Origin of the sequence: Streptomyces sp. NBC_00029 (genome assembly GCF_045160505.1) — a bacterium.
Classification (GTDB): domain Bacteria; phylum Actinomycetota; class Actinomycetes; order Streptomycetales; family Streptomycetaceae; genus Streptomyces.
This window is the reverse complement of the sequence record NZ_CP108292.1, coordinates 978,643-1,001,539: the sequence shown is the minus strand read 5'-3', so window position 1 is coordinate 1,001,539 and position 22,897 is coordinate 978,643. Positions and strand designations below refer to the sequence as shown.

At 70.6% G+C, this 22,897-nt stretch carries 27 protein-coding genes and 2 pseudogenes; 17 read left to right on the top strand and 12 right to left on the bottom strand.

The window, feature by feature from the left end:
• Nucleotides 1-63 precede the first annotated feature (63 nt).
• From OG753_RS04975 to OG753_RS04960, 4 genes are all read right to left on the bottom strand, one after another.
• Complete coding sequence (locus tag OG753_RS04975) at nucleotides 64-483, bottom strand: hypothetical protein (RefSeq protein ID WP_326747034.1); 420 nt, start codon at nucleotides 481-483, stop codon at nucleotides 64-66.
• A 93-nt stretch (nucleotides 484-576) separates the two neighbouring features.
• On the bottom strand, nucleotides 577-1,536 hold the full coding sequence (locus OG753_RS04970) for a F510_1955 family glycosylhydrolase (RefSeq protein ID WP_326747033.1): 960 nt from the start codon (nucleotides 1,534-1,536) through the stop codon (nucleotides 577-579).
• Nucleotides 1,537-1,555: 19 nt separating this feature from the next.
• Nucleotides 1,556-2,185: a DUF305 domain-containing protein gene (locus tag OG753_RS04965; protein ID WP_326747032.1), complete on the bottom strand. Its 630-nt coding sequence runs from the start codon at nucleotides 2,183-2,185 to the stop codon at nucleotides 1,556-1,558.
• Between the two features lie 77 nt (nucleotides 2,186-2,262).
• Nucleotides 2,263-2,709 (bottom strand): DUF6153 family protein, encoded by a 447-nt coding sequence (locus OG753_RS04960; protein ID WP_326747031.1) that lies wholly within the window; start codon nucleotides 2,707-2,709, stop codon nucleotides 2,263-2,265.
• A 127-nt stretch (nucleotides 2,710-2,836) separates the two neighbouring features.
• On the opposite strand from OG753_RS04960, the pseudogene OG753_RS04955 reads away from it, so the two are divergent.
• A pseudogene (locus OG753_RS04955) lies at nucleotides 2,837-3,704 on the top strand (MFS transporter); the annotation flags it as partial.
• A 363-nt stretch (nucleotides 3,705-4,067) separates the two neighbouring features.
• Here OG753_RS04955 and OG753_RS04950 read toward each other — a convergent pair.
• Nucleotides 4,068-4,514, bottom strand: a complete 447-nt coding sequence (locus OG753_RS04950; RefSeq protein WP_326747030.1) for an OsmC family protein — start codon at nucleotides 4,512-4,514, stop codon at nucleotides 4,068-4,070.
• A gap of 186 nt (nucleotides 4,515-4,700) precedes the next feature.
• Here OG753_RS04950 and OG753_RS04945 point away from each other — a divergent pair, with 186 nt between their 5' ends.
• Nucleotides 4,701-5,387 (top strand): universal stress protein, encoded by a 687-nt coding sequence (locus tag OG753_RS04945; RefSeq protein ID WP_326747029.1) that lies wholly within the window; start codon nucleotides 4,701-4,703, stop codon nucleotides 5,385-5,387.
• A 216-nt stretch (nucleotides 5,388-5,603) separates the two neighbouring features.
• On the opposite strand, the gene OG753_RS04940 is transcribed toward OG753_RS04945, so the two are convergent.
• The gene (locus tag OG753_RS04940; RefSeq protein ID WP_326747028.1) at nucleotides 5,604-6,536 is read right to left on the bottom strand and encodes a hexose kinase; all 933 of its coding nucleotides are present in this window, start codon (nucleotides 6,534-6,536) and stop codon (nucleotides 5,604-5,606) included.
• 1,031 nt (nucleotides 6,537-7,567) lie between these two features.
• Here OG753_RS04940 and OG753_RS04935 point away from each other — a divergent pair.
• The 6 genes and pseudogenes from OG753_RS04935 to OG753_RS04910 all read left to right on the top strand — a co-directional run bounded on the left by OG753_RS04935 (nucleotide 7,568) and on the right by OG753_RS04910 (nucleotide 12,652).
• Nucleotides 7,568-8,476: a universal stress protein gene (locus tag OG753_RS04935; RefSeq protein WP_326747027.1), complete on the top strand. Its 909-nt coding sequence runs from the start codon at nucleotides 7,568-7,570 to the stop codon at nucleotides 8,474-8,476.
• On the top strand, nucleotides 8,473-9,330 hold the full coding sequence (locus OG753_RS04930) for a universal stress protein (RefSeq protein WP_326747026.1): 858 nt from the start codon (nucleotides 8,473-8,475) through the stop codon (nucleotides 9,328-9,330). The genes OG753_RS04935 and OG753_RS04930 overlap by 4 nt, the downstream gene beginning before the upstream one ends.
• A gap of 7 nt (nucleotides 9,331-9,337) precedes the next feature.
• A complete protein-coding gene (locus OG753_RS04925) occupies nucleotides 9,338-11,914 on the top strand; it encodes a cation-translocating P-type ATPase (RefSeq protein ID WP_405787317.1) in 2,577 nt (858 codons plus the stop codon).
• Nucleotides 11,911-12,165, top strand: a complete 255-nt coding sequence (locus OG753_RS04920) for a DUF1918 domain-containing protein (protein ID WP_405787316.1) — start codon at nucleotides 11,911-11,913, stop codon at nucleotides 12,163-12,165. Before OG753_RS04925 ends, OG753_RS04920 begins: the two co-directional genes overlap by 4 nt.
• Before the next feature lie 65 nt (nucleotides 12,166-12,230).
• Nucleotides 12,231-12,452, top strand: a pseudogene (locus OG753_RS04915) (histidine kinase); the annotation flags it as partial.
• A gap of 41 nt (nucleotides 12,453-12,493) precedes the next feature.
• Nucleotides 12,494-12,652, top strand: coding sequence for a hypothetical protein (locus tag OG753_RS04910; RefSeq protein WP_405792991.1), 159 nt, complete (start codon nucleotides 12,494-12,496; stop codon nucleotides 12,650-12,652).
• Between the two features lie 61 nt (nucleotides 12,653-12,713).
• Here the strand turns inward: OG753_RS04910 and OG753_RS04905 are convergent, their stop codons facing one another.
• Nucleotides 12,714-13,178 (bottom strand): Crp/Fnr family transcriptional regulator, encoded by a 465-nt coding sequence (locus OG753_RS04905; protein WP_405787315.1) that lies wholly within the window; start codon nucleotides 13,176-13,178, stop codon nucleotides 12,714-12,716.
• A 175-nt stretch (nucleotides 13,179-13,353) separates the two neighbouring features.
• Between OG753_RS04905 and OG753_RS04900 the strand changes: the two genes are divergently transcribed.
• Nucleotides 13,354-13,824 carry a pyridoxamine 5'-phosphate oxidase family protein gene (locus OG753_RS04900; protein ID WP_326747022.1) on the top strand — a complete coding sequence of 157 codons (471 nt, stop codon included), beginning with the start codon at nucleotides 13,354-13,356 and terminating at the stop codon, nucleotides 13,822-13,824.
• A gap of 9 nt (nucleotides 13,825-13,833) precedes the next feature.
• Here OG753_RS04900 and OG753_RS04895 read toward each other — a convergent pair whose 3' ends face one another.
• Nucleotides 13,834-14,325 carry a CBS domain-containing protein gene (locus OG753_RS04895; protein WP_326747021.1) on the bottom strand — a complete coding sequence of 164 codons (492 nt, stop codon included), beginning with the start codon at nucleotides 14,323-14,325 and terminating at the stop codon, nucleotides 13,834-13,836.
• A gap of 168 nt (nucleotides 14,326-14,493) precedes the next feature.
• Between OG753_RS04895 and OG753_RS04890 the strand changes: the two genes are divergently transcribed.
• On the top strand, nucleotides 14,494-14,826 hold the full coding sequence (locus tag OG753_RS04890; protein WP_326747020.1) for a hypothetical protein: 333 nt from the start codon (nucleotides 14,494-14,496) through the stop codon (nucleotides 14,824-14,826).
• A 301-nt stretch (nucleotides 14,827-15,127) separates the two neighbouring features.
• Here OG753_RS04890 and OG753_RS04885 read toward each other — a convergent pair whose 3' ends face one another.
• Both OG753_RS04885 and OG753_RS04880 read right to left on the bottom strand, forming a co-directional pair.
• Nucleotides 15,128-15,403, bottom strand: coding sequence for an isoamylase early set domain-containing protein (locus tag OG753_RS04885; RefSeq protein ID WP_326747019.1), 276 nt, complete (start codon nucleotides 15,401-15,403; stop codon nucleotides 15,128-15,130).
• Between the two features lie 568 nt (nucleotides 15,404-15,971).
• Complete coding sequence (locus OG753_RS04880) at nucleotides 15,972-16,643, bottom strand: HSP18 transcriptional regulator (RefSeq protein ID WP_405787314.1); 672 nt, start codon at nucleotides 16,641-16,643, stop codon at nucleotides 15,972-15,974.
• Between OG753_RS04880 and OG753_RS04875 the strand changes: the two genes are divergently transcribed.
• From OG753_RS04875 to OG753_RS04845, 7 genes are all read left to right on the top strand, one after another.
• Nucleotides 16,576-16,968, top strand: a complete 393-nt coding sequence (locus tag OG753_RS04875) for an Hsp20/alpha crystallin family protein (protein WP_390032336.1) — start codon at nucleotides 16,576-16,578, stop codon at nucleotides 16,966-16,968. The two genes, OG753_RS04880 and OG753_RS04875, sit on opposite strands and share 68 nt — an antisense overlap.
• Nucleotides 16,969-17,048: 80 nt before the next feature.
• Nucleotides 17,049-17,441: a DUF2267 domain-containing protein gene (locus OG753_RS04870; RefSeq protein ID WP_326747016.1), complete on the top strand. Its 393-nt coding sequence runs from the start codon at nucleotides 17,049-17,051 to the stop codon at nucleotides 17,439-17,441.
• Between the two features lie 54 nt (nucleotides 17,442-17,495).
• Nucleotides 17,496-17,939, top strand: a complete 444-nt coding sequence (locus tag OG753_RS04865; RefSeq protein WP_326747015.1) for a DUF2267 domain-containing protein — start codon at nucleotides 17,496-17,498, stop codon at nucleotides 17,937-17,939.
• A 129-nt stretch (nucleotides 17,940-18,068) separates the two neighbouring features.
• Complete coding sequence (locus tag OG753_RS04860) at nucleotides 18,069-18,539, top strand: STAS domain-containing protein (protein WP_326747014.1); 471 nt, start codon at nucleotides 18,069-18,071, stop codon at nucleotides 18,537-18,539.
• Between the two features lie 366 nt (nucleotides 18,540-18,905).
• Nucleotides 18,906-19,628, top strand: coding sequence for a hypothetical protein (locus OG753_RS04855; RefSeq protein WP_326747013.1), 723 nt, complete (start codon nucleotides 18,906-18,908; stop codon nucleotides 19,626-19,628).
• 329 nt (nucleotides 19,629-19,957) lie between these two features.
• Nucleotides 19,958-20,869 (top strand): ABC transporter ATP-binding protein, encoded by a 912-nt coding sequence (locus OG753_RS04850; protein ID WP_326747012.1) that lies wholly within the window; start codon nucleotides 19,958-19,960, stop codon nucleotides 20,867-20,869.
• Nucleotides 20,866-21,687 (top strand): ABC transporter permease subunit, encoded by an 822-nt coding sequence (locus tag OG753_RS04845; protein ID WP_326747011.1) that lies wholly within the window; start codon nucleotides 20,866-20,868, stop codon nucleotides 21,685-21,687. Before OG753_RS04850 ends, OG753_RS04845 begins: the two co-directional genes overlap by 4 nt.
• A gap of 14 nt (nucleotides 21,688-21,701) precedes the next feature.
• On the opposite strand, the gene OG753_RS04840 is transcribed toward OG753_RS04845, so the two are convergent.
• Together OG753_RS04840 and OG753_RS04835 are read right to left on the bottom strand one after the other, a co-directional pair.
• Nucleotides 21,702-22,355: a CBS domain-containing protein gene (locus tag OG753_RS04840; RefSeq protein WP_053613062.1), complete on the bottom strand. Its 654-nt coding sequence runs from the start codon at nucleotides 22,353-22,355 to the stop codon at nucleotides 21,702-21,704.
• 9 nt (nucleotides 22,356-22,364) lie between these two features.
• Nucleotides 22,365-22,826 carry a Crp/Fnr family transcriptional regulator gene (locus OG753_RS04835; RefSeq protein WP_202203272.1) on the bottom strand — a complete coding sequence of 154 codons (462 nt, stop codon included), beginning with the start codon at nucleotides 22,824-22,826 and terminating at the stop codon, nucleotides 22,365-22,367.
• Between the last annotated feature and the right edge of the window lie 71 nt (nucleotides 22,827-22,897).

Here is a 22,897-nt window from a genome sequence, read left to right as displayed (position 1 = left end):
ACGTATGTGCGGGCAGCATGAGCTCACCGACGGCCTACGGAGGCGCCGGGAGCCGGGAGTGGTCTAGATGCGCAGGATTGCTGTGGTGCCTGGCGGTCGTGAGCCGCCCAGGGCCGGAGCGGGACCGTGATACCGGTCCGGGGACGCAGCGAGCACCGCCGGCAGGATCCGCGTAAGGGCGTGCTCGGTGGGAGGGATCAGCGTCGGCGGCTGCTGCGGCGCGCTGGTGGCGCACTCCTCGGCGGTGTGGGACGCGCCGTGTCCCTCGCCGTGATGGTCGTCCGGGGTGCTCTCGGCGAGCGCCGAATCCGTGGTGGAGGTGAGGAAGCCGGCGGCCGTGTCGGTGTGGCCGCGGACCCCGTCGAGGCTGACGCCGTGCGAGTAGAGGAAGGCGAACACCAGCATGGCCACCAGCAGCACACATCGCGGGCCCGCGAGAATGCGGGTCCGCAAGGTGGAGGTACGGGGCCGGGCGGTGTTCACGTCGCGATCCTATCCACGGCCCCGTGGCGGCCTGCGGGGCGGTCCCCGCAGGCTTCACTCCGATAGGTGATCTTGCGGCTGGCTCCGGGCAAGTCAGTGCCCTGGGTTCATGTGGCCCGGTTGGTGCACGGTATTCCACGGGCGTCCGCCGTCCTTGGACTCGTAGACGGCGTCGTTCGTGTCGGCGGCCAGCAGGTGGGCGGGGCTTGCCGCGGTCAGTACCGCGGGCTGTACACCGCCCGGGAGGCGGCCGCGTTCGCTCCAGGACCTGCCGTCGCCGCTGGCCACGACCTTGCCGTCGGCAGCGAGGGCGATCAGCTGGTCCGGGGCGGGCCGCTCTACGGCGGCCAGGGCCGGTGCGCCGGGGACCGGCTGGAAGGTGGCACCGCCGTCGGTGCTGTGCAGCAGTCCGTCGCGGGTGGTCGCCCACACCTCCTGGGGCGCCCCTGCGTGGGCGGCCGGGTCGCCGCCTGGGATCTTCGCGCGCCGTTCCCAGGTCGCGCCGCCGTCCTTGCTGGCCCAGATCTGCGAGGTCTGGCTGTCGAGGCCGTAGAGGGTCGGGCCGGCCTGCTGGAGGGAGTGGAAGCCGGCGTCCCCTCCGGCGGAGACGGTGGTCCAGGTCTGGCCGGTGTCCGCGCTGCGGATCAGGCCCAGCTGCGGTGAGGTCGCGGTGGGGTCGGTGGGGGAGGGGTGGCCGCTGGCGAGGAAGGTGCGCGGGTCGGTGACGGTGAAGCCCATCGTGTCCTGGTAGCGGTCGGCGATCCGTACGGCGCCGGTGGGGCCGAGGCGGAAGACGCCGAGATGCCCGGCGGCGTAGAGGGTGCCGTCGGCGGGGGCGACGCCGAGACCGTGGAGGTGCCCGGTTCCCGGGACGGGATCGCCGGCCTTGGGCGCGGTGGCCTTGGGGCTTGTGGTCGAGCGGGCGGTCAGCAGCAGGCGCCGACCGCCACAGCGACCGCGGGTATCCGGAAGCGGATGGTCATGTGTGAGGTCCAGAACGATTGAGAAGGGACAGGCGGGCGGGTGCGGGCAGCCATCACCGGCTGCCCGCACCGAGGCGTGCTGAATCGCGTCAGCTCTTGTTGCCGAGGAGGGCGTTCATCCGGGCGATCTCCGCGCTCTGGGAGGTGATGATCGCTCCGGCCATCTCCTTGGCGGGCCCGTACTTCCCGTCGGACTGCTCGATCTTCGCCATGGCGACCGCGCCCTCGTGGTGCTTGACCATCATCTGGAGGAAGGCGGTGTCGAACGCCTTGCCGGACGAGGACTCCAGCTGCATCATCTCCTCGGCCGACATCATCCCGGACATGTCGTGCCCGCCGTGGCCTTGGCCCTCGGCCGGGACCTGCTCGCCCCAGGAGGTCAGCCAGCCGGACAGAGTCTTGATCTCCGGGTCCTGAGCCTTCTTGATCTCGGTGGCGAGTTTCTTCACCTCGGCCGACTCCGCGTGGGTCGCGGCGAGGCCGGCCATCTCGATGGCCTGACGGTGGTGGGGGATCATCCCCTGGGCGAAGGTGACGTCGGCCGCGTGGTGGTCGCCCTGCTGTGCCGGGGCGGATGTGGACGGCGAGGTGGTGCTGTGGCCGTTGTGGGCCGAACCGGCGTTGTCGCCGTTTCCGCCGCAGGAAGCGAGGACGAGGGCGGCGGTGGCGGCTGCTGCCACTGCGGTGGCGCGGCGGATCAGGGAACGCTTGGTGGTCATAGTGGTGCAACTCCTGCGGTGAAGGCGCGCGCGATGGGCGTGCCGGGGTAAGGGCTGGTCCGAGAGCTCGGGCTGCCCTATACGCGCAGGAGTTGCAGTTCGCTCAGTGACGGTGGCGCGCGTCCGCCAACCGCACTGCTCATGTCGATTCCGAGATCGAGGACCGGCGCGGCCGTAACGATGGTCAAGGCGGCGGCCGGAGAGTCCAGGACCGGGGTGCCCGCCGTGCCCGCGGCGGCGCAGGTCGCATCCGCGTGCTGGGCGTGCCCGCTGCCGCCGTCGCCGACCGGCTCGTCGGCACGCACCGCGGGGTCGAGCTTCATTGCGTGCTCGCCCGCCCCAGGAGTGCCGTGCCCGATGGCCGTCTCGTCGGCGGCCGCGCACCCGGGTGCGGCGGCGGAAGCCGGAACAGCACCCGGCCCCAGGCCGTGCATGGCCACGAGCCCGACCAGTACGGCCAAGACCAGCAGCAGGTGGGAGCGCAGCCCGAGGGGCGTCACCGCGCGCCTCGCCTGCTGATCCATAGCGGCATCGTAAGCGCCTCTTCCTCACGGTGCGAAGCCGGGCCGGGTTTCCTGCATCTTGGGAAATACCCATAGGGGGTATACGGTTCATTTCATCGACAGATACCCCTTGGGGGTGGGAGCGGTCATGTCTACCGTCAATCCGCGTCGCTGGTGGGCCATGGGTCTCCCAGGGGGATCTGCAGTGGGTGTTCAACGCCTACGTCATCGCCTTCGGCGGACTGCTTCTTCTGGGGGGCCGCCTCTCCGACCTCCTCGGAGCCCGGAAGGTCTTCATGGTCGGCTGGAGCGTCCTGATCGCCGGCTCCGTGCTGGCTGCGGCCGCGACCACCGCTTGGGTGGAGGCCGCAGGTCGTGCGGTGCAGGGCGTGGGCGGCACGCTCATCGCACCTGCCTCCATGACCCTGTTGATGATGCTCTTCGGGTACGACCCCAAGGAGCTCGGGAAGGCCCTCGCCCTCTACGGCGCCGCCGCACCGGCCGGCGGTACGGCGGGTGTGTTCCTGGGCGGGGTGTTCACCAAGTGGGCCAGCTGGCCCTGGGTCTTCATCGTCTACGTCCCCATCGGCATCGCCACCTTGCTGGCCACGGGCTTCCTCCCGGCCGTCAGCGCCCGCCGCGGGGGCGGGGTGGACGTCCTCGGCGCGGCCGCCGTCACCGCCGGGCTTGCGCTCACCGTCTTCGCCGTCGTCCGCGCCCCCGAAGCCGGCTGGACTTCGGCCGCGACCCTCGTCGAACTCTTCTCGGGTCTGGTGCTGCTGACCGTATTCGTACTGATCCAGCGGGTCTCGAAGGCGCCGCTCATGCCGCTCGGCATCTGGCGCACCCCCGGCCTGGGCGTCTCCGACCTGGCCATGGCCCTGCTCGGGGCAGCCTGGATCCCGATGTGGTACTTCCTCAACCTCTACCTCCAGCAGGCGCTCGGCTACGGTGCCTTCGCCTCCGGAGCGGCGCTGCTGCCCATGACCGGTCTGCTGATGCTGCTCATGACCTCGCACATCGAGGCGGCGCAGGATCGTGCCGCTTCCGGGGTGGAGCAGCATCAGGCTGTACTCCCACGGCTTGTCCAGCCCTATTCGGAAGCGCAGGTCGAGACGGCAGGAGAGATCGGTCTGGACGGGTGTGCTGGCCTCGACGTGAAAGGGGGAGGACAGGCGACGTGGCGCATTCTTCTGCTTCCACCGGAACGGCAGGTGGAGGGCGCCTCCGACCTTGCCCCCGAGGATTTTTTCCGCCAGGGCGTCGATCATCACCTCGTCAGGGCCCATCCATCCCCCTCAGCGTCGAGGTGACGAACATAGACCCGGTAACCGCGTGATTCATGAGGCAGAGGATCAGCGTCTTGCGCCGAGCGGCGGCTACGACGCGAGGTCGATCCCGATCTCTGGCGGCTGCTGGAGCGTGTTGTGGACGGTGCAGTGCGAGGCGACGGCGAGAAGACCCGCGCGCCGCGTTTCGGGCATCTGCGGGGGCGGCTCGATCACCAGGCGCACTGCGGCCACCCTGGCGGGTCGGTCGGTGGCCATGGCGAACTCTGCCCGCACGGCCAGGCCGTCGCTCGACAGACCGTGGCGCAGCAGGTAGCGCCCCGCGTAGAAGGCGACGCACGTAGCCAAGGAGGCTGCGAACAGCTCGGTCGGCGTGGGCGCGGTGTCCGTCCCGCCCGCGTCCGTGGGCTGGTCGACACGGAAGCGGTGGCCGCGCACGTCGACCACATAGACATCGCCGTCGACGTGGGCGACATCGAGCCGGTGGGCAGCCTCCGGCAGCCGAGTACCAGACCTTCCCGGTGCAGTGTCGGTCATGGCCGTACCTCCGGTTCCGGTGGGTGCTGCCACTGTCGGCGATCCGTCGGCCTCGGGCATGGGTCCTTCGGGCAGCTGTCTGGCCCGGTCGGCCCCTCACGCCACCGAAGGCGGAGCGCGAAGCTGGATACCGCGCTCGGACGCTTCCGGTCGTTCCGCTCCGACGCGTCGAGGAGGAGGTACGACATGACTGTTCAGGTCACTGTGGGTCTGGACGGATCCTCCGAGAGTGTCGCCGCGGCCGCCTGGGCCGCACGCGAGGCCGTACGGCGCGAGGCCCCCCTGCGCATGGTCCACGTGGAGGAGTTGCCGGTCGCGCCCGCGATTCCCTACCCGATCGCCGCCTACGATGCGGAGCGGTCCACGGGACCGCTCCGCGACACGGCCGAGCAACTGAGCAAGGACCACCCGGGGCTGGAGGTGACGACCGAAGAGGTGCGTGGGCGCGCTCGCTCCCTGCTGAGTGCGGCCGCCGACGAGTCGGATCTCATGGTGCTCGGCTCCCGCGGGCTCGGAGGACTCGTTGGGTTCCAGGCCGGGTCTGTTTCTCTGGCCGTCGTTCGCCGCTCACACCGGCCGGTCGTGCTCGTACGCGCCGACCGGGCGGACGCCCCGGCCGCGGGAGAGGTGCCCGGACCGGCTGTCGGCGAGATCGTCGCGGGCGCCGACCTCCGACACTCGAACACGCCCGTGCTCGCCTTCGCGTTCCTGGAGGCGGCGCGTCGGGGCGTGAGGGTTCGCGTCGTGCACGGCTGGACTCTGCCCGGTCCGTCCGTGTACGCGATGGTGGCCGATCCAGGCATTGGCGAGACGGTCGGTGGCCACGTCGCATCCGCTCTGGCAGAACTGGTCCGGCCCTTGCGCAGGAGCTGACCGGACGTCCAAGTTGTCGAGCAAGCCGTCATCGGAGCCGCCGCGGTTCAGCTCGTGGACGCCTCGGAGGGCGCGGAACTCGTGGTGGTCGGGCGCCGCAGGCACCCGGCGCCGATGGGGCCCACATCGGTCACGTGCCGCACCGGTCGCCGTCGTGCCCTTCGGCTAGTCCCGAGATCCGGCGACGAGGGACAGGCAGGTGCGGCGAGACCCTGCTCAGCCGCGGCGGGCGGTCCGCACCTGTGGGCGGAGGGACCGGGCCACCTCCACGTCGAACGGTTCGGTGCCGGGGGTGAGCATCGCCGCGGCGGCCGCGGCCACCCCCAGCGCGCAGGCGCTGACGGGGTCCTCGCCGGCGGCCAGCCGCGTGGTGAGGGCAGCGACCATGCTGTCTCCCGCTCCGGCGTCGCTCAGGGGCGCACCGGGCAGCGGCGGTGCGTGGAGTTCGGTGTGGCCGTGCACGGTCGAGCACAGCGCGCCCAGCGCTCCGAGGGTGGTGACGGCGATCTCGGCGGCCCCCGTCGTGAGGAGGCGTTCGTTGAGGGCTCGGGCGTCGTCGAAGCCGCTGACGGGGTGGCCGGTCAGGCTCTCGGCCTCGGTTCGGTTGCACCTGAACAGGAACACGCCCTCGGCGAGCGCTGCCGGGAGCGCCGGCCCGGAGGTGTCGAGGATCAGCCGGGATCCGGCTTCCCCGACCCGGCGGGCGACGGCCGCGTAGTAGCCGTCCGGCAGCCCGGCGGGCAGGCTGCCGCTGGCGACGACGTACGAGGGACTGTCGGCCATGAACCGCTCCAGCACCTCCAGGCACCGCTCTCCCTCGAGCCGGTGCAGGCGCGGGCCGGGCGGCACGATGTGGAAACTGCTGCGCGATTGCGTCTCGAAGAGCACGAGCGCTTCGCGGGTGTCGTCGGCGATGTCGACGGCGACGTGGTCGATGCCCTCTTCGTCCAGCAGCCGGTTGATGCGCAGGCCGACCTCGCCTCCCGCGGTGTGGACGGCGGTGGCCCGTCCCCCGAACCGCACGACGTGACGGGCGACATTGATCCCTCCGCCCCCGACGGCCACCGACCTGACCCGCGCACGGTTCTTGCCGATGCCCTCCAGACGATCGACCTCCCAGCAGAGATCGACCGCAGGATTCATCGTCAAGGTGAGGATCGACGGCCCGGAGGCACTCCCCGATCCCCCCGCACCGTCGGGAGTCTCGGCTGTGGAGGGGGACGGAGTCGCGGCCGTGTTCATCGCGGTGCCCTGGAGGCCGCGCTGGCGCCTACCCCGCGCACCACCTGCTGGGCACGGCCCCGCTCACGGCGGCCTGAGGAGACCGGGGCCTGATCCCACGCGCTGAGGTCAATTCCGAGCGTGGCCGCGGCCTGGGAGAGCTTCGAGTCCTGACGATCGTGCCGACCGTTGATCGGATGAGGCATTGCCATGCCCGCTGTCCTCTCGCGCTGGCTGCCGGATGCCGTTCTCAGCCTGGTGCTGTGGCTGCTCGGGCCTCGAGTACGGTGATCGTGAGCCCACCGTCGGCCAGGGACGCGCTGCTGTTCAGCCCTCACCCCCGAGGGGAGTACGGCCCGGCACCCGAATAGGCCGGACCGGCGCATGACGTACCCGTGGCCCACCCGGGAACTGGTCCGTGCGGCCGAAGGTCTCGTCCAGCTCCACTGGCCCGGCGCCGCCCGGGCGAGATCCAACGTATTCACCTCCGTGGACAGCGACACGTCCGACCCGGCTCCCATACTGGAACAGTCTGACGTCTCCTGCATTCCGGCTCACGGCTGGGTCTGTTCCCCGGCTGGTAGTTCTGACGGGAGCATCGGGTAGCCGGTGACCGCTGCGGCATCCGGGCAAGATCCTGGTGAACTTTCGGACCGGTCTGGGGCGAGGCACCCTGGGACCGGGCAGGCAGCTCGGGTGGGCGCAGCGGCCATCGGTCGAATTCACCATCGACTCGTCGACCTCGCTCTCGCCCTGCTCCACGACCCCGTACGCGGCGATCTCCGCCCCTGGACGGACAAGAAGGGGCCGGGAGGGCGATGGCCCTCGGGCGGAGCGGCGGCGCGCGGGACGATGGGGACCTTTGGTCCCGATCGCGGTCCCGGGCGGCCCTCTCCCGAGCGCGTCGGCAGTGCCACCGTGAGTGGTGTCCCCCGTCGGCTTATCGGTTGGGAGGAACCGTGGAAAGCACCTTCCGCACCCCGGATACCAGTTCAGTGGTTGTTGGCGTCGACGGCTCGAACGCGGCACGTACGGCCGCCATGTGGGCAGCAGCAGAGGCCGCACGCCGCGACCGCCCCCTGCACATCGTCTACGGGGCCGACACCGACGGCAGGACCCTCTACCTGTCGGCGGAGATCATCGAACGGGTCCGCGCCAACGGCCGGGAACTCCTGGACGAAACGGCGAAGGCTGTTACCGACCAGTACCCAGGTCTGCGCGTGAGCACGGAGTTCAGCCGAGCCGACGCCGTCAGCACCCTCCACCGGGCCGGTGCCCTGCACGGCACCATCGTGGTGGGCAATCGCGGCGTCGGCGGATTCGACTCGCTCATGCTCGGCTCGGTCGGCCTGGACGTCGCGGCTGCCGCCATGACCCCGGTCGTCATTGTCCGGGGCCTCGACGGGGCCAAGGAGACCGGAACCGTCCTCGCCGCCATCCGTGACGAGCACGACCTCCTGTACGCCCGCTACGCCGCGTGCGAGGCCGTACTGCGCAAGGGATCGCTCCGACTCCTGCACGTCTGGAACATCCTGCAGTCCGTAGGCCTGGTTGTGAGCATGCTCGACGACGTCGACGAGATCGCGGCCACGCACGCGGAAGCCTTGCGTGCCGTCACCGACGCGGTCCGCGACGAGTTCCCCGACCTCGAGGTGCGGGCCGACGCCGAGAAGAGCATCTCCGTGGCCGGCGTCCTGGTCGAGGCTTCCCGCCGCGCCGACCTGCTCGTCATGGGCGGCCGCCGGGTCCCCGGCGCCCTCGGGATTACCCGCAGCCTGGGCAGGGCCACGCACAGCGTCCTGCACCACGCGCACTGCCCCGTCCTCCTCATTCCCCGGATGGGCAGCGACTTCGGGAGCAGGCCATGACCGGCCGCAAGGGCCGAGACATCGTCGTCGGGATCGACCCAGCCAGGGACTGGCATCTGCCCCTCGCCTGGGCCGCCGACGAGGCGCACCGCCGTCGGCTTCCCTTGCGCCTGGTGCTCGCGGTGGCGCCGCAGCACGACACCCACCACGTCGACGACACCCCCGGCCACATGGCCCTGCGACGGGCGGGAGCCGACAGACTCGAGCAGGCCCGCAACTGGGTACACGCCCGTCACCCGGAGGTGGACGTCACCGGCGACCTGCTCCACGGGTTCCCCGCCCCTGTCCTGGGCAGGGTGGCCAAGGAGGCCCGGCTGGTCGTGCTCGGCTCGCGACACCTGAGCCGCACCGCGGAGTTCTTCAGCGCGGGCTCCATTGTGGTCCCCGTCAGCGCCCAGGCCAGTTGCCCGGTCGTCGTCGTGGGCGAGGGGGAGCACATCAGCCGGCAGTCGCCCTACGTGGTCGTCGGCCTCGACGGAAGCGCATCCGCCACGGCCGCGCTGACATTCGCCTTCGACGAGGCGGACCTGCGCGGAGCGGCGCTCCGGGTCGTCTGCGTGTGGCAACCAGCCCTGTTCATGCCGAACGACGAGGAAGTCGCCCTGCGGGCACAGCGCGCACTGCTTTCCGAGGCCACCGCAGGCCTGTCGGACAAGTACCCCGACGTGCATGTCACCCACGAGGCCATGACGGGCCACCCGGTCGAGGAACTGGCGCGGGCGGCCGAGCACGCCCTGGCCCTGGTGGTAGGCCGCCGGGGTCGCGGCGGATACACCGGAATGAGCCTCGGTTCCGTCGTCCACGGCCTCCTGCACCGTGCGCACTGCCCTGTGATCACCGTGCCGAGCGAATGACGCCGCCATGACCATACGTACGACCACCACGCGGCCTGTCGGCTTCCCGGCGGGACCGGGGCTCACCCAGGCCGAAGCCAAGCGCCGCCTGGCCCGGTACGGCAGGAACGAAGTCGCACCCCCACGGTCCACGCCGCTGCACCGACGGGTGCTGGCCCAACTCCGCGACCCGTTGATCATGGTGCTCCTCGGGGCCATGGTGCTGACCATAGCGATCGGGGACCACCCGGACGCCGTCGTCATCGGCCTGGTGGTCGTCTTCAACACGACCGTGGGAGTGGCGCAGGAAGTCCGGGCGGACCGCGCTGTCGCCGCGCTCTCCGCCCTCTCCGCCCCGCACGCGAGAGTGCTGCGCGACGGCACCCCGCACGAGGTTCCGGCGGCACTGGTGGTGCCGGGTGACGTCCTGCTGCTGGGGGAGGGGGACATCGTCGCCGCAGACGCCGACCTGACCGAGGCATCCGCACTCCTGGTGGACGAATCCATGCTCACGGGCGAATCCGAGCCGGTGGACAAGACGGCGGACGACACGGTCAGCGCAGGCACCGTCGTCGTCCGTGGCCGAGGGTCCGCTACCGCGACCGCCACGGGGCCGGCGAGTGCCCTCGGGCGCATCGCGGCTCTCCTCGACACGGGCCGGGACCTCACCCCGCTCCAGCGTCGCCTCGCATCACTGGGCCGGATCCTGGCGGCCGTCACCATCGCCCTGTGCGTGCTGTTCTTCGCCCTGGGCCTGGCACGGGGCCTCCCGTGGAGCACGATGGCCGTGACCTCCATCAGCCTGGCTGTCGCCGCAGTGCCGGAGTCCCTCCCCGCCGTGGTCACACTCGCCCTCGCGCTCGGAGCGCGCCGGATGGCAGCCCGCAACGCCCTGGTCCGCCGTCTGCCGGCCGTGGAAACCCTTGGCTCCGTGAGCATCCTGGCCACGGACAAGACGGGCACCCTCACCGAGGGGCGCATGGTGGTCCAGCACCTGTGGACGCCCTCCGGCACCGCAGATGTGACCGGCAGCGGCTACGAGCCGCTGGGAAGCCTGACCCGAGAAGGGCAGCCCCTGGCGGCAGACCAGCTCCGGCCACTGCAGGAACTGCTCACGACGGCGGCCCTGTGCAACGACGCCGGCCTGCGGCCCCCCGGAAAGGGCTCGGACATGTGGACGGCTGTGGGCGATCCGATGGAGGCCGCGCTGCTGGCGGCAGCCGCGAGAGCGGGTTGCCCGGACCAGGCCGCCCTGCACCGGGACTGTCCCCGGTTCGCGGAAGCTCCCTTCGACAGCCTCCGCAAGCGTATGACCACACTGCACCATCTTCCGGACGGAAACGTCCTGGTATGCCTCAAGGGCGCGCCGGAGGCGGTACTGACCGCCGAGGTGCTTGCCGCACCGCAGGAGCTTCTGGACGGGGCCCGCCGTCAGGCCGCTCTTCTGGCCGCGCAAGGCTTTCGGGTCCTGGCCGTGGCAGGAACCGAGCGACTCGTGTGGGACCGGCCGGCTCCCGAGGCCGAGCACGGACTGAGCCTCCTGGGCCTCGTCGCCATCAGTGACCCGCCCAAAGCGTCGGCCGCCACGACCCTGGAAGCATGCCGCGCGGCGGGCATCACCCCCGTCCTGATCACCGGCGACCATCCGGCGACGGCCCAAGCCATCGCCGTGCGTACCGGCCTCGTCGAGGACGGATTCGCCAGTGAGGTCCTCACCGGGCCGGAACTGGCCGCGGCCCCGGATACCGACCTGACCCGGATCCGTGTCTTCGCCCGGACCGACCCGCAGCAGAAGCTGGACATCGTCCGCGCATGGCGCGCCCGGGGCGCTGTAACGGCCATGACCGGGGACGGCGTCAACGACGGCCCCGCCCTCCACCAGGCTGACATCGGTGTGGCCATGGGCGCCCGCGGAACCGAGGTCGCCCGCCAGGCGGCGGACCTCGTGCTCACCGACGACGAGCTGTCCACCGTGGTGAAGGCTGTAGAGGAAGGCCGCCGCGTCTACGACAACATCCGGCGCTTCCTCGTCTACGCCATGGCGGGCGGAGCCGCCGAGATACTGGTGATGCTGGCAGGCCCGGTGCTCGGCCTGGCGTTGCCCCTGCGGGCAGGCCAGATCCTGTGGATCAACCTCCTCACCCACGGGCTGACGGGCGTGGCCATGGGCGCCGAACCCGTCACTCCGCAGGCCATGCGACGCCCACCGCGCCCGCCCGGACAGCACATCCTGGCCGCGGGCGTGTGGCAACGCCTCCTGGTACTCGCCGCAGTTGTGACGACCTTGAGCCTGGCCGCCGGCATCGTCGCACGTGCTATGGACCTGCCCTGGCAGAGCGTGCTCTTCCTGGCCCTGCTGGCGGCCCAGCTCGGAGTGGCCCTGGGCCTGCGCGCCCGACTGCTCATCAGGCAGAACCTCTTCCTCCCCGCCTCCGTAGCGGTCTCCGCGCTCCTGGCGACAGCCGCTCTGTACGTGCCCGCACTCCAGTCCCTGCTCGACACCGAGCCCGTGGGCTGGTCCGGTACGGGGCTCGCTGCCGCAGCTGGCCTCGGGGCGTTTGTCGCCGCCCGGATCCTCCGGGGCGCGTTCCACGGAAAGGCATGATCATGAAGACGTACGTACCGGGAACCGGAGTGCACGCCGAGGTGGGCGACCAGATCGTCGTGGGTGGCTCCACCGTCGGAAGGCCAGGCCGCGACGGCGAAGTCATCGCCCTCCATCATGAGGACGGCACCCCGCCCTACGACGTGCGCTGGTCCGACACGGGTCGTACCACCGTGTTCTTCCCCGGCCCGGCCGCCCACGTCCGGCACCTGCATGCCGAGTCGGGCAGGCCCCGCCGTACGGAGCAATAGCACCCAGACCGGAAGGGACATCTTGCCGAGACTACCGTGGAGGTGGTCGCCCGGCACGGCCTCCGATGGCCGGAGGGCTCCTCGAAGAGCGCCAAGTCCGCATCGACGAGGTCCGGGGCACTCGCGACCGGCTGAACAGCCTGCTGGAGGCCGTCATGTCGGTCGGCCGTGAGCTCGACCTGCCCCACGTTCTGCACGGTATCGTCGAGGCCGCCGTCGTCCTCGTGGACGCCGAGTACGGCGCACTGGGTGTCAACGGTGACGACTGGAGGCTCGCCGGTTTCGTTTCGGCGCTTCGCCCAAACTGCGCTCCCGCACCGTCCAGGCCGTGGCCGAAGCCGCGGCAGCCCTCGGCTTCGCCCTGGCCCTGCGCATGGAGGGCCTCATCGACACGGACGCATCACCCGAAGTCGCGGACGAGATGCCCGCCGTCATCGGGGAGGCCCTGACGAACCACCGCCCGTCACGCCGAAGCCACCCGTTCTGAGGCGTCGATCGTTGCCGCCGACGGTGTCCTCACCGTCACCGTGCCCCCCGTCGGTCGCGGGTCAGAGGAAACTGCCGCTGCCGTAGGGCGCGTACAGATCAAGCAGGCGGATCCGAGCGGCTTGTAGCCGATGGGAGAGGACCTGCCCCACCCAATGGCCCAGGGCCGAGCCGAAGGTGGTATCGGAATCCATCAGGGATCGGACCTCCACCGCGTCGAACTCGTAGGCACGGACCGGTGTCATCGCCTCGGCGCCGAGGCGCCACATGTAGGGCTTGAACAGCCACGAGCAGCCGACCAGCTCCCCGGCCCCGAGGGTCTCGATGACAGCCGCGCGTCGACCGGGAACGTGCACGTCCAGGGTCACGGTGCCCGACCGGACGATCCAGAACCGGTCCGCACGACCCCCCTCGTGGAAGAGGCGGGTCCCCTCGTCGAGGTTGACCTCGCGGGCGAACTCCATCAAGCGCGAACGGCAGTCGGCCGGCAGCGCGGCATTGATGCGGATGGGAGAAGGAGTGCTCATGAACGGCCTCCTGATTCGGGTCCATATCCAGTTTTGGCGAGTGGGTCTGCCCGGGGTATGGGTCCTGTGGGCCCAGGCAGGGACCGAACGGCCTATGCCTGGGCGCGTCGGGAACGGGGACGCTGGAGAGCACACCGCGACCCCGCCCCGGTCCCATGGACGGAGGGTGCCAACGATGGAGAACCGCCCGGTCGGCAGCGCCGCCGTCGCTCCTGCCGGCCCTACGCTCCGGAGACGAACGGAAGAGATCGGCACCGAGGAAGCGCTCCGGCTGCTCGGAACCGTCGGACTGGGCCGCATCGTGTTCACCCGCCATGCTCTGCCTGCCGTGCGCCCGGTTAACCATCTCCTTGACGACGGCGACATCATCGTCCGCGTTCAGGACGGCTCGACACTGGCGGCCCTGCTCACGGCCCCGGACAGTCCGGACGTCGTCGTGGCCTACGAGGCCGACGCCATCGACCCTGACACCCGTCTGGGCTGGAGCGTGGTGGCCACCGGCTATGCCAGCGCCGTCACCGACCCGACCGAGCTGAACCGCTATGCGCAGCGCCTCAAGTCCTGGGCTGACGCACCGTCATCAGATGCCGTTCGGATCAGACCGGGCGTGGTCACCGGCTTCACGCTCCGGGCAGTCAATTCGTAGCTGCCCCGATCAGGATCCGCGAGAAGCGGGCGGGCTCTTTCCTTGCTTTCGTGCGCGCGGGCCGATCTCGTCCCGGGGGCCGGGGGGCTCCTCGAGGACGCTCCAGGCGACCGGGCCGAGCAGGTCCGCCACCCTGCGGAAGACGTCCATGAGCAGGTCGTCCACGGTCAGCATGCCCACGACTCGCCGCCCGTCCAGGACAGGCAGGCGCCGGACGCCGCTGTTGCGGAACGTCTGGTACGCCGCGTGGATGTCCTGGGCGGCATCGACGGTGACAGCCGGAGCGGTCATGACCGCTCCCACAGGATCATCGCGGTCGAACTCTCCGGCCACGGCGCGCACTGCGATGTCACGGTCGGTGACAATGCCGCGCAATACTGTTCCCTCCGTCACGACCAAGCAGCCGACGCCGTGGAGGTCCATGCATCGGGCCGCCTCCCCGATCGTCGTGGTGGCGTTGACGGACACGGCGGGGGCGGACATGTACGCGGACACGTTCATCGTCCGGCTCCTTCCCACTGGATCCATGTGGTTGACCGTAGGACGGGGTGCCGGAGTCGGCGAGGGCCGAGCGGACCCCCGTTGTGGGACCGCATGGCCCTGTGCTGCTCCGCCCCGGCGGCAGACCATGACATGAGGACAGACCGACCTGTTCCGAGGTGATCTGACATGGCCTCCACAACATGGACCACCCCAGGGGTGTTCACCGGCTCCGGCGGGGTGCTCACCGCCGAAGCGGGATCCCTCACCGGGGAACTGACGGTCCGCACCACCTGGGACGCAGGGCAGGCACATGTTGCCGTCCAGTACGCGGGCGCGTCGAAGTGGTGCACGCTGGTCGGCAGTCCTGTGCCCTGCCCGTCCTCCGAGGAGGCTCACTCGGTACAACAGTGCGCGGTGGAGGCCGTGCGCACCAGGGGACCTGTCCCCTTCGCGCCGTGGCCGCTCACCCCCGCGGTTCACCGTGGAAAGGACGAGGTGCCGGCTCACGCCGCCGGATGAGCGCACGTCGATGAGCCGGCTTGACCGCGCATGCCTGGCCAGGGCCGGCCATGGACCGTGGGGAGATTCCACGGCAGGCTCCTGTCGGTCCTGGATGCATGATCTTGAGCGTCGCGCAGGCGCGGCCTGCATTTGCCTGGGGTCGGACTGCCTGCGGGGACCTGAACGCGAACGACGGCCCTTGCCGCCGGGCACGGTAGGCAGGGCCGTCACACGGATCCGGCCCCAGATGGCGGGGCCGGGACACGCGTCGGTACCTCCGACGCGAACCCGCGGCCGCCGGTCACATCCGCTGGGCCGTTCAGGTGTGCAGGCGGCTGTTGATGCCGTCGTGGCCGTCGGCGCCCTCTTCGTCGAACCAGTAGTCACCGGCGGCCAGGTAGCGGAAGGAGTGCTCACTGCCTTCGGGCAGGGCAACGGTCACGGCCCGGGTGCCGTCACGGCGCGGCGCCAGCGTATGGGCGCCGGGCTGCCAGTCGTTGAAGTCGCCGACCACGCTGACCGGGCCGGGCGGGGAATCGGCGGGCAGGACGAAAGTGACCTCGGTGCGGTTCTTGCGCGGCTTTCGCTCCAGCATGGAAGGAACTCCTCACAGCGGGGATAAGGGGCCGCATTCATCCTCGGGGCCCGCCCAGCCCTGCGCCTCTCGACGCGTGCCGCTCCTTTGCGGGCATCACCCGTCCGCCACGATCTGCCATTGAAATGATGCGATCGGTGACAGTGCGACGGGGGGAAATCCCAGGCATTGAGGTGCCGCAGGGTCATGGGCGGAATGCACGACAAGCGCCGGAAACCCGGCCTGGGGCGCGAGTAGACGGAAGCCATGCGCCGCCCCGGCCGGGACCCGGTCCATCCTGGGACCGCCCAGTCCTCCCGGAGGAAGCGCGGTGAGGACCCGGAACGCGAGCACCGCCGCGAGGAAGAGCAGCTCCGAGACAAGCGCGACCTGCCGGAGGAACACTTCTGAGCCACGCTGGACCCCACGCACGCAGGGCTCGGCCGGGAGGTAGCCACCCGGCCGAGCCCTGTCATGTCCGGCGCCGGAATGCGACACCGAAACGAAATGGCCGAGAAGACGGCAGCCCGGGGCTCGGCGCTCGCCGGCTGCCGCGCACGTCGGCTGGTGAGGTGGCTCGGGGTGCGGGTCACGTGCTGCGCTGGTCGTGGGTGTCCTGGCGGAGCTGGTCGGTGTGGCGGGTGAGGGCGTCGAGGCGTTCGGCGAGGGCGGCGTCCTCGGGTCTCAGATGGGGCCGGGTGTCGGTCAGGGGGCGAACGAGGCGGGCGGCGTCGCCGTCGGCGAGGGCCAGGTTCAGGTCTCCGATGGCAGTCTCGGCGCCGCCCGGAAGGCTGGTGAGTGCGGTGATCTGGCCGGCGAGGCGGCGAAGGTCGGCCGCGTTGTCGCGGGCCCAGGCGTTCACGCTGCGCTCTGCCGCGCGGGTGTCGCGGGTGGCCTGGACGCGTTCCTCGCCGGTGCTGCCGTCCCTGCCGGGCCGCAGGCGCAGGTAGCGCCGTTCGGCGGCCTGTCGGCTGGCGACGCCGAGGGGGCCGGCGAGGTCGGCCCAGCTGGCCCCCCGGCCGCGGGCGGTTTCGATCAGGCCGCCCTCCCAGCCGGAGAGCTGCTCGCGAATCTCGCGCAGCATCAGCAGCGCGGCCAGGGCCGGGTGTGGGCCCGAGTCCGGCTCGGACACTGCCGTCGTAGTCCTCGGTGATCCCGCGTTTGATCCCTGCGCGTCCTTGAGGGCCCGGTCGATGGCCTCCAGCGCCGCGGCCGCGGCGAGGAAGGGAACCGGTGCCGGCGGCTCGACGGCCTCGTTCATGGCACTCTCCGTAGCATGTCATCCTCCAGATGACTCCTTGCTTGTCACCGAGGCGATCGACATCGACGTCGAGCGGAACATGCTGACCGTGAAGGCCGAGCGCAGGCCCGCGGCGAGCGGTGACAGCGTGCAGATGGAGCTTTCAGAGCGGCCCCTGGGTGTCTTCTCCCGCCAGGTCATGCTGGCCGACACCCTCGACACCGAGCACATCGAAGCCGACTACGACGCGGGTGTCCTGACCCTGCGCATCCCGATCGCCGAGCGCGCCAAGCCGCGGAAGATCGCCATCGGCGGCGAGTCCGGCCGCAAGCAGATCTCCGGCTGAACCGCCGTACCGCGGAGGACGGGAACCCCTCCCTCCGGTACCCGTCCTCCGCACACACACGCTCCCTTGGAGGTGACGTGATGCCGATGCGCCAGGAGGCGTTCCTCGACCACGTCCAGGAAGGCGGCGAGTACCAGACCCGGGAAGAGGCGGAACGCACGGCCCGCGTCGTCATGGCCCTGCTCGGTGCCCACTTGGTGGGCAACGTGCGGGCCGAACTCGCCGCACGCCTCCCCGAGACGTACGCTCTGATCCTGCTCAACCCCCTGCAGGCCGCGGAACCACTTTCCCCCGAACGCTTCGTCCGCGCGACTGCGGCCTGGATCGAAGGCGCCACCGAGAAGACGGCCCTGTGGGACATCGGCGCGGTCCTCTCCACCGTGGCTGCAGCGGCGGGAGACGCCCTCCTGCACGAGGTTCTGCTGCAGCTCCCGCCCGGCTACGACCTCCTCTTCGGCCACCGGCCCACCTGATCCCCGACACCGCCCGCCCGAATGGCGGGCCCTTCACGAGAAAGCCGCTGCACCATGTACGACCAGCCTCGACCGAACCCGTCCGCCGTGGCCATGACGTTCGACCAGATGCTGGAACGCGTGCGCTACGAAGGCGCCTACCCCACCCGGGAACGCGCCGAGGAAGCCGTCCGTACCGTCCTGGTCGCCCTCGGTCGGCAGGTCACCGGCAAGGAACGCGTCGACCTTGCCCAGGCCCTGCCCGCCGAGGCCGCCCTCGCCCTGACCGCTCAGATTCCCGACACCGAGCACCTCACCGGCTGGGGTTTCGTCAAAGACATGGCCGCACGATCCGGTGCCACCCCCGCCATCGCCCGCTGGGACACGGGAGCCGTACTCGCCGTCGTCGCCCGCCTCGCCGGGCCCGACCTCCTCACCCGCATCCTCCAGCAGCTTCCCGGCGGCTACGCCCTCCTCTTCGGCCAGGCAGAACTGTGCCAGCCCCAGCACGCCGCCTGACCCGGCCTCCGAGCTCCCCGGGACCGGCTTGCGGACGGTTTCGGGGCAGCGGGACTATCGACGCGGCCGCGCCGGGCCGTATGCGTCAGGCGTGCACCGAACCAGCCGATCAGGGCGAGGTGAGACGACATGGACTTCCGCATGCCGATCAGGCGCTACGGGCCGATCGTGCACCTCACCCCCGCTGGTGAGCTCGACCTCGACACCCGGTCTGCTCTCGACGAGACGCAGGCCGCCCTCGACGACGGTGTCGTGATGGTGGCCTGCGACATGCGGAGCCTGAGGTTCATCGACGTCACCGGCTTGCGCGGCCTCCTCGAATTCGTCCGCCGTCTCGACGGACGCGGCATCGCGTTCTTCGCCGACAACTGGCAGCCACAGCCCCGCCGCCTCCTGGACCTGCTCGACAGCCTGTACCCGCCCGCCGACTTCAACGGAAACCCGCGCTGTGCACCCACCAGCATCCTGCGCCGTGGCCTGCAGGCACGCGCCTCAGCCCGTCGCACCGCGGGGGCGCGGGTACGGGTCGGTGAAAGCACGGCAGGCCGGAACCCTGCCGCATCACGGCCTCAGACCGGAAGTTCAGCAGCCCGTGATTGAGAGCGCACCCGGCCCGGCGTCCGAGTACAGCCGCAGCCGTGCTCTGCCGGGTGTCGCACACCAGGTCCCGTACATCCAGCACCGACGTGCTGCGCTCTTTGCCCGTCGTGTGGTGCTCAACGGGGTGTGCCATGCCCGGTTCGCCTCCGGGATGGGTTCGGCTCCGCCCGTAGAGCGGCCTGCGCTCCTGGTGAGGGAGCCGCGACGGCTGCTGCGACGCCGGGGGCCGATGGGCTCCGCTGCGGTTGGCTCTGCACCGGCAGGGGGAGATTCGGCGACTGCGGTGGTGGCCTCGCTGGTCTCGGTCCGCGACGAGGGGGGCGTGTTGTCAACCGGTGGGCGCCGCTTCGGGCGGACACTTCTCGCATGCCCGAGGAGCAGACGACGTCCATCCCTCCTGAACCGTTGTTGCAGGTGATCGTCAACCTAGCCCGGTTCCATCGCGAACACGAGCAGTTCTACGCACAGGCTCCGCTGCGGCAGGCGGGCGAGCTTCAGGCGCGGTCCCGGGCGCTGAAGTCGCTGGCGGACAGATGGAGTGTGACCGACGTCGGTGAGTCGGTAGGGAATCCGTTCGCAGGTGCGGAGGATCTGAATGCCCCCGGACTTGTCGCGGAGTCGGGGATCCTCTTCATGGAAGGAGCGGACGAGCCCGTCGAGCTTCAGCGGCTGAAGCGGGATGTCAGGGAAATCGCGGAAGACAGTGAGCAGACCGGAATCTGGCTGGCGCACGCGATGGAGCAGGCATGGGAGGCCGTCGGCCTCTTGGCTGCCTATCCAGTGCTTGCCGATCTGCTCGGGGAGCGGCACCGCATCGTCGCCAACGACTGGCAGTCGGCGGGGTTGCTGGCGCTGGTTGCCCATCTGCTGCGCCGCTCCATTGACTTGTTGGATCGGGTCAAGTTCTCTCCCGCGGCGCTGCGAGCTGACCTGGGGTCCCAGCGGAACGCCCCTGCGTACCTCTTCTCGGCGTCCGAGCTGCTCGACCGGGCGGCGGACCTCCTCGCGGAATCGGCAACGCTTGTGCGCGACAATGAGCGGCGGTGGCGTGTGTTCGGCGCTCGCGTCCGCCGGCTGCCGTCCGACTGAAGCGGCTACGTCGGCTCCGTCGTGCAGCGCATCCGCTCATCTCGTAGAGACGGCAGACGATGCGCAGGCCGACATGCGACCAGGTGTCAGGTGGTGACAACCGCAGGCCGACGTGCGGTCGACCCGTTGGGCGGACTCTTGGAGCACGGCCCCGTATGCGACCTCCGCCGGAGTCCGGGCCATGCGCTGCGCCCGGCGGAGGCCCGCGTGACACCCGAGCCGTGGCGCAGAACGGCACGGGTGTCTTCGGGTGCCGCGCTGTCCCAGGGAGGCTCCCTGCTCGCTGCGCGTCGGCCTGGGCCAGGGCACAGACTGGTGGGGTGGGTGCCATGGATGCGATTGAGCTCAGGGGACTGACCAAGCGATACGGGGCCGTGGTCGGGGTGGAGGAACTCACGCTCGGCATCGGTCGGGGCGAGGTGTTCGGCTTCCTCGGGCCCAACGGGGCGGGCAAGACCACCACGCTCAGGTGCCTGACGGGTTTGCTGCGCCCAACCGCCGGACACGTCCGGGTGCTGGGGATGGACCCGCTCGCCGATCACCGCCGGGTGGCTCGGGAACTCGGCTATCTCCCGGGTGAGCTGCGGCTGTACCCGGAGCTCACCGGGGCGCAGACCCTCGACCTCCTGTGTTCACTCCAAGGCCGGCCCTGCACGAGGCGAGCTGAGCTGTGCGAGCGGCTGGGGCTGACGCCCGCGGTCCTGCGGCGCACGGTGGGCGGGTACTCGCGCGGCATGAAGCAGAAACTGGGCCTGGTGCAGGCGCTGCAGCACGATCCCCAGCTGGTGGTCCTGGACGAGCCGACCGAGGGGCTGGACCCTCTGGTCCAGGAAACGTTCTTCGAGTTGATGGAGCAGGCAGCGGCCGACGGCCGCACGGTGCTGTTGTCCAGCCACGTGCTGCCGGAGGTGCAGCGGGCCTGCGGACGCGTGGCGATCGTCCGGGAAGGGCGCCTGGTAACCGTGGAGAGCGTGGCCGCCCTCCGGGAGGCGCGGGCGCGGCGGATTCGTCTGGCCTTCGCTGACGGGAAGGGGATGCGCCCTTTGGGGCGCGCGGAACAGTGGGCGCCCCGCTGGGAGGGCGATCGGGTGGAGCTCCTCGTACCTCCGAGCGAGGTGGTGGAAGCACTGCGTGAGCTGCTGGCCTTGGGGGTGGCCGACGTCATCGTGGAGGAGGCGGGTCTGGACGAGGCGTTCCTGGATCTGTACCGCAACGGCAAGGCGGAGGAGGCCGCGCCGTGAAGACGCGGTGGCCCCTGCTGTGGCTGGCACTGCACCGGCGTCGGCGGATGCTGGTGGCCCTCATGGTGGGGATGGTCGCCTTCGAGGCCCTGATCGTGGTGGTGGCGAACACGATCGCGCCCGGGCAGCTCTTCTCTGCGGGCGGGAAGGGCCCTCCGTCGGCGTACCGTGCGTTCAGCGGCTCGGGCGGAGACGTATCGATCGCCAGCTACCCGGGGCTGCTCGGGGCCGGATTGGTGCATCCCTTCTGGATCGCCATGCAGCTGACCGCTATCGGGGCGCTGGCCGCGGCCGCGGTGGCGGCCGACGTGGAATCCGGGACGATCGAGCTCATCGTGGTGCGCCCCGTGAGCCGCAACCGGCTCCTCGCCGAGCGGACCGCCGCCGTGGTGATCGCCGCCCTCGCCCTCAACGCCGCAGCGACGCTGACGGTGGCGGCAGGCGTCTGGTTGTCCCCGGACATCCACCGGGACGTGCCGTTGAGCGGTGTCTTCGCGGCGGGGCTGATGGGGTGCGGCTTCGCGCTGTGCCTGGCCGGACCGGCCCTGGCCGTGTCGGCCTGGGGGAGCCGACGCGCGCAGGTGATCGGTGCGACGATCGCCATCGGGGCGGTCGGCTTCGCGGTGAACTTCATCGCGCTGGCCTGGTCGAAGGCGGCGCCCCTGCGGTTCATCAGCCCCTTCCACTACTACACACCGGGTGACGCACTGGCACAGGGACATGTGCTGTGGCCGCAGCTGGGAGTTCTGGTCGGGGTCGGAGTCGTGGGGCTCGTTCTCGGCCACGCGTTGCTGATGAAGCGGGACCTGGCCCCGTAAGGCTGACATGGCGCTTACGCAGAGGCGGGGCCTTCGAGCCGGCAGTGCACGCCGACCACACCTTCGACGGCCCGGGCGAGGCGCGTGGCCACGGGGATGAGGTGCGGGTCGCGGGTCCTTCCCGACAGGGTGACGATCCCGTGCGTGACGTCGACCGTGATGTCACGGTGCGAGAGGGGGAAGAGACGGTCGACGACCTCGCGGCGGACCTCGGCGGCCAGGTCGTCGTCGGCGCGGAGGAAGACCTTCAGGAGGTCGGCGCGGCTGACGATGCCGAGGAGGGTGCCGTCGGCGTCGACGACTGGAAGCCGTTTGATGTGGCGGTCGGCCATCAGGCGGGCGGCCTGGGGGAGCGTGGCGTCGGGGCGGATCGTGACGGCGGGTGTGGTCATCAACTGCTCGGCGCGGACCGATCCGGCCTTCGCGGTGTCGCCGAGGCGGCGCATCTGCTCGATGAGGCTCGGTCCGTGTTCGTGGAACTCCTCCTTGGTGAGGAGGTCGGCTTCGGAGACGACGCCGACGACATGGCCTTCGCCTTCGATGACCGGGACCGCGGTGACCTTCCAGCGCTCCATCGCGGTGGCGATCTCTTTGAATTCGGCGGCTGCGGTGACGGTGACGACGGTCTTCGTCATGACGTCGTTGACGGTGTACGGGGTGGAGGTCATGGCTGGTCCTCAGCGGGCGTAGGCGAGCGGCATGTCGCTGTGGTGGGGCGCGAACAGGTCGAGGATCCGGGTACGGGCCGAGTCGAGGCGACGGGCGATGACTGCGGCGACAGCGGTCGATATGCAACGGCCCACGGCGGCGTTCTCGTCGCAGAGCTTCCGTACGGCCTCGGCGTCGAATTCGAGCGCCCGAACGGGGTGGGTGGTGACGGCGCCGAGGTGCCAGGAGTAGGGCGGGACCATCCATGACCAGCCGAGGAGCTCTCCTGAACCGAGGGTGTCGACGACGGCGGCCTTGTGGCCGGGGACGTGCAGGTCGAGGTCGACGGTGCCGTTCTCGATGATCCAGAAGCGGTCGGCCCGCTGCCGTTCCTTGAAGATGCGGGTTCCGGCGGGGATGTCCACGCGGTGGGCGTGGGCGAGCAGAGCCTGGCGTGCTTCGGGTTCCATCTCGTCGAGGAGAGTGGTCATGGCGGTCATGGTGTGCCTCCAACCGTTCCCCTTCAGGGTCGTGCCGGTCTCTTGGGGTGCGGGAGGGCCTC

Excerpts from the sequence above, each read along its gene's own strand:
- OG753_RS04965 (WP_326747032.1), bottom strand. The coding sequence starts at position 2,185 with ATGACCACCAAGCGTTCCCTGATCCGCCGCGCCACCGCAGTGGCAGCA.
- OG753_RS04960 (WP_326747031.1), bottom strand. The coding sequence starts at position 2,709 with ATGGATCAGCAGGCGAGGCGCGCGGTGACGCCCCTCGGGCTGCGCTCC.
- OG753_RS04950 (WP_326747030.1), bottom strand. The coding sequence starts at position 4,514 with ATGACCGACACTGCACCGGGAAGGTCTGGTACTCGGCTGCCGGAGGCT.
- OG753_RS04945 (WP_326747029.1), top strand. The coding sequence starts at position 4,701 with ATGACTGTTCAGGTCACTGTGGGTCTGGACGGATCCTCCGAGAGTGTC.
- OG753_RS04930 (WP_326747026.1), top strand. The coding sequence starts at position 8,473 with ATGACCGGCCGCAAGGGCCGAGACATCGTCGTCGGGATCGACCCAGCC.
- OG753_RS04925 (WP_405787317.1), top strand. The coding sequence starts at position 9,338 with ATGACCATACGTACGACCACCACGCGGCCTGTCGGCTTCCCGGCGGGA.
- OG753_RS04920 (WP_405787316.1), top strand. The coding sequence starts at position 11,911 with ATGATCATGAAGACGTACGTACCGGGAACCGGAGTGCACGCCGAGGTG.
- OG753_RS04905 (WP_405787315.1), bottom strand. The coding sequence starts at position 13,178 with ATGAGCACTCCTTCTCCCATCCGCATCAATGCCGCGCTGCCGGCCGAC.
- OG753_RS04900 (WP_326747022.1), top strand. The coding sequence starts at position 13,354 with ATGGAGAACCGCCCGGTCGGCAGCGCCGCCGTCGCTCCTGCCGGCCCT.
- OG753_RS04895 (WP_326747021.1), bottom strand. The coding sequence starts at position 14,325 with ATGAACGTGTCCGCGTACATGTCCGCCCCCGCCGTGTCCGTCAACGCC.
- OG753_RS04890 (WP_326747020.1), top strand. The coding sequence starts at position 14,494 with ATGGCCTCCACAACATGGACCACCCCAGGGGTGTTCACCGGCTCCGGC.
- OG753_RS04885 (WP_326747019.1), bottom strand. The coding sequence starts at position 15,403 with ATGCTGGAGCGAAAGCCGCGCAAGAACCGCACCGAGGTCACTTTCGTC.
- OG753_RS04875 (WP_390032336.1), top strand. The coding sequence starts at position 16,576 with ATGGCCTCCAGCGCCGCGGCCGCGGCGAGGAAGGGAACCGGTGCCGGC.
- OG753_RS04880 (WP_405787314.1), bottom strand. The coding sequence starts at position 16,643 with ATGAACGAGGCCGTCGAGCCGCCGGCACCGGTTCCCTTCCTCGCCGCG.
- OG753_RS04870 (WP_326747016.1), top strand. The coding sequence starts at position 17,049 with ATGCCGATGCGCCAGGAGGCGTTCCTCGACCACGTCCAGGAAGGCGGC.
- OG753_RS04865 (WP_326747015.1), top strand. The coding sequence starts at position 17,496 with ATGTACGACCAGCCTCGACCGAACCCGTCCGCCGTGGCCATGACGTTC.
- OG753_RS04860 (WP_326747014.1), top strand. The coding sequence starts at position 18,069 with ATGGACTTCCGCATGCCGATCAGGCGCTACGGGCCGATCGTGCACCTC.
- OG753_RS04855 (WP_326747013.1), top strand. The coding sequence starts at position 18,906 with ATGCCCGAGGAGCAGACGACGTCCATCCCTCCTGAACCGTTGTTGCAG.
- OG753_RS04850 (WP_326747012.1), top strand. The coding sequence starts at position 19,958 with ATGGATGCGATTGAGCTCAGGGGACTGACCAAGCGATACGGGGCCGTG.
- OG753_RS04840 (WP_053613062.1), bottom strand. The coding sequence starts at position 22,355 with ATGACCTCCACCCCGTACACCGTCAACGACGTCATGACGAAGACCGTC.
- OG753_RS04835 (WP_202203272.1), bottom strand. The coding sequence starts at position 22,826 with ATGACCACTCTCCTCGACGAGATGGAACCCGAAGCACGCCAGGCTCTG.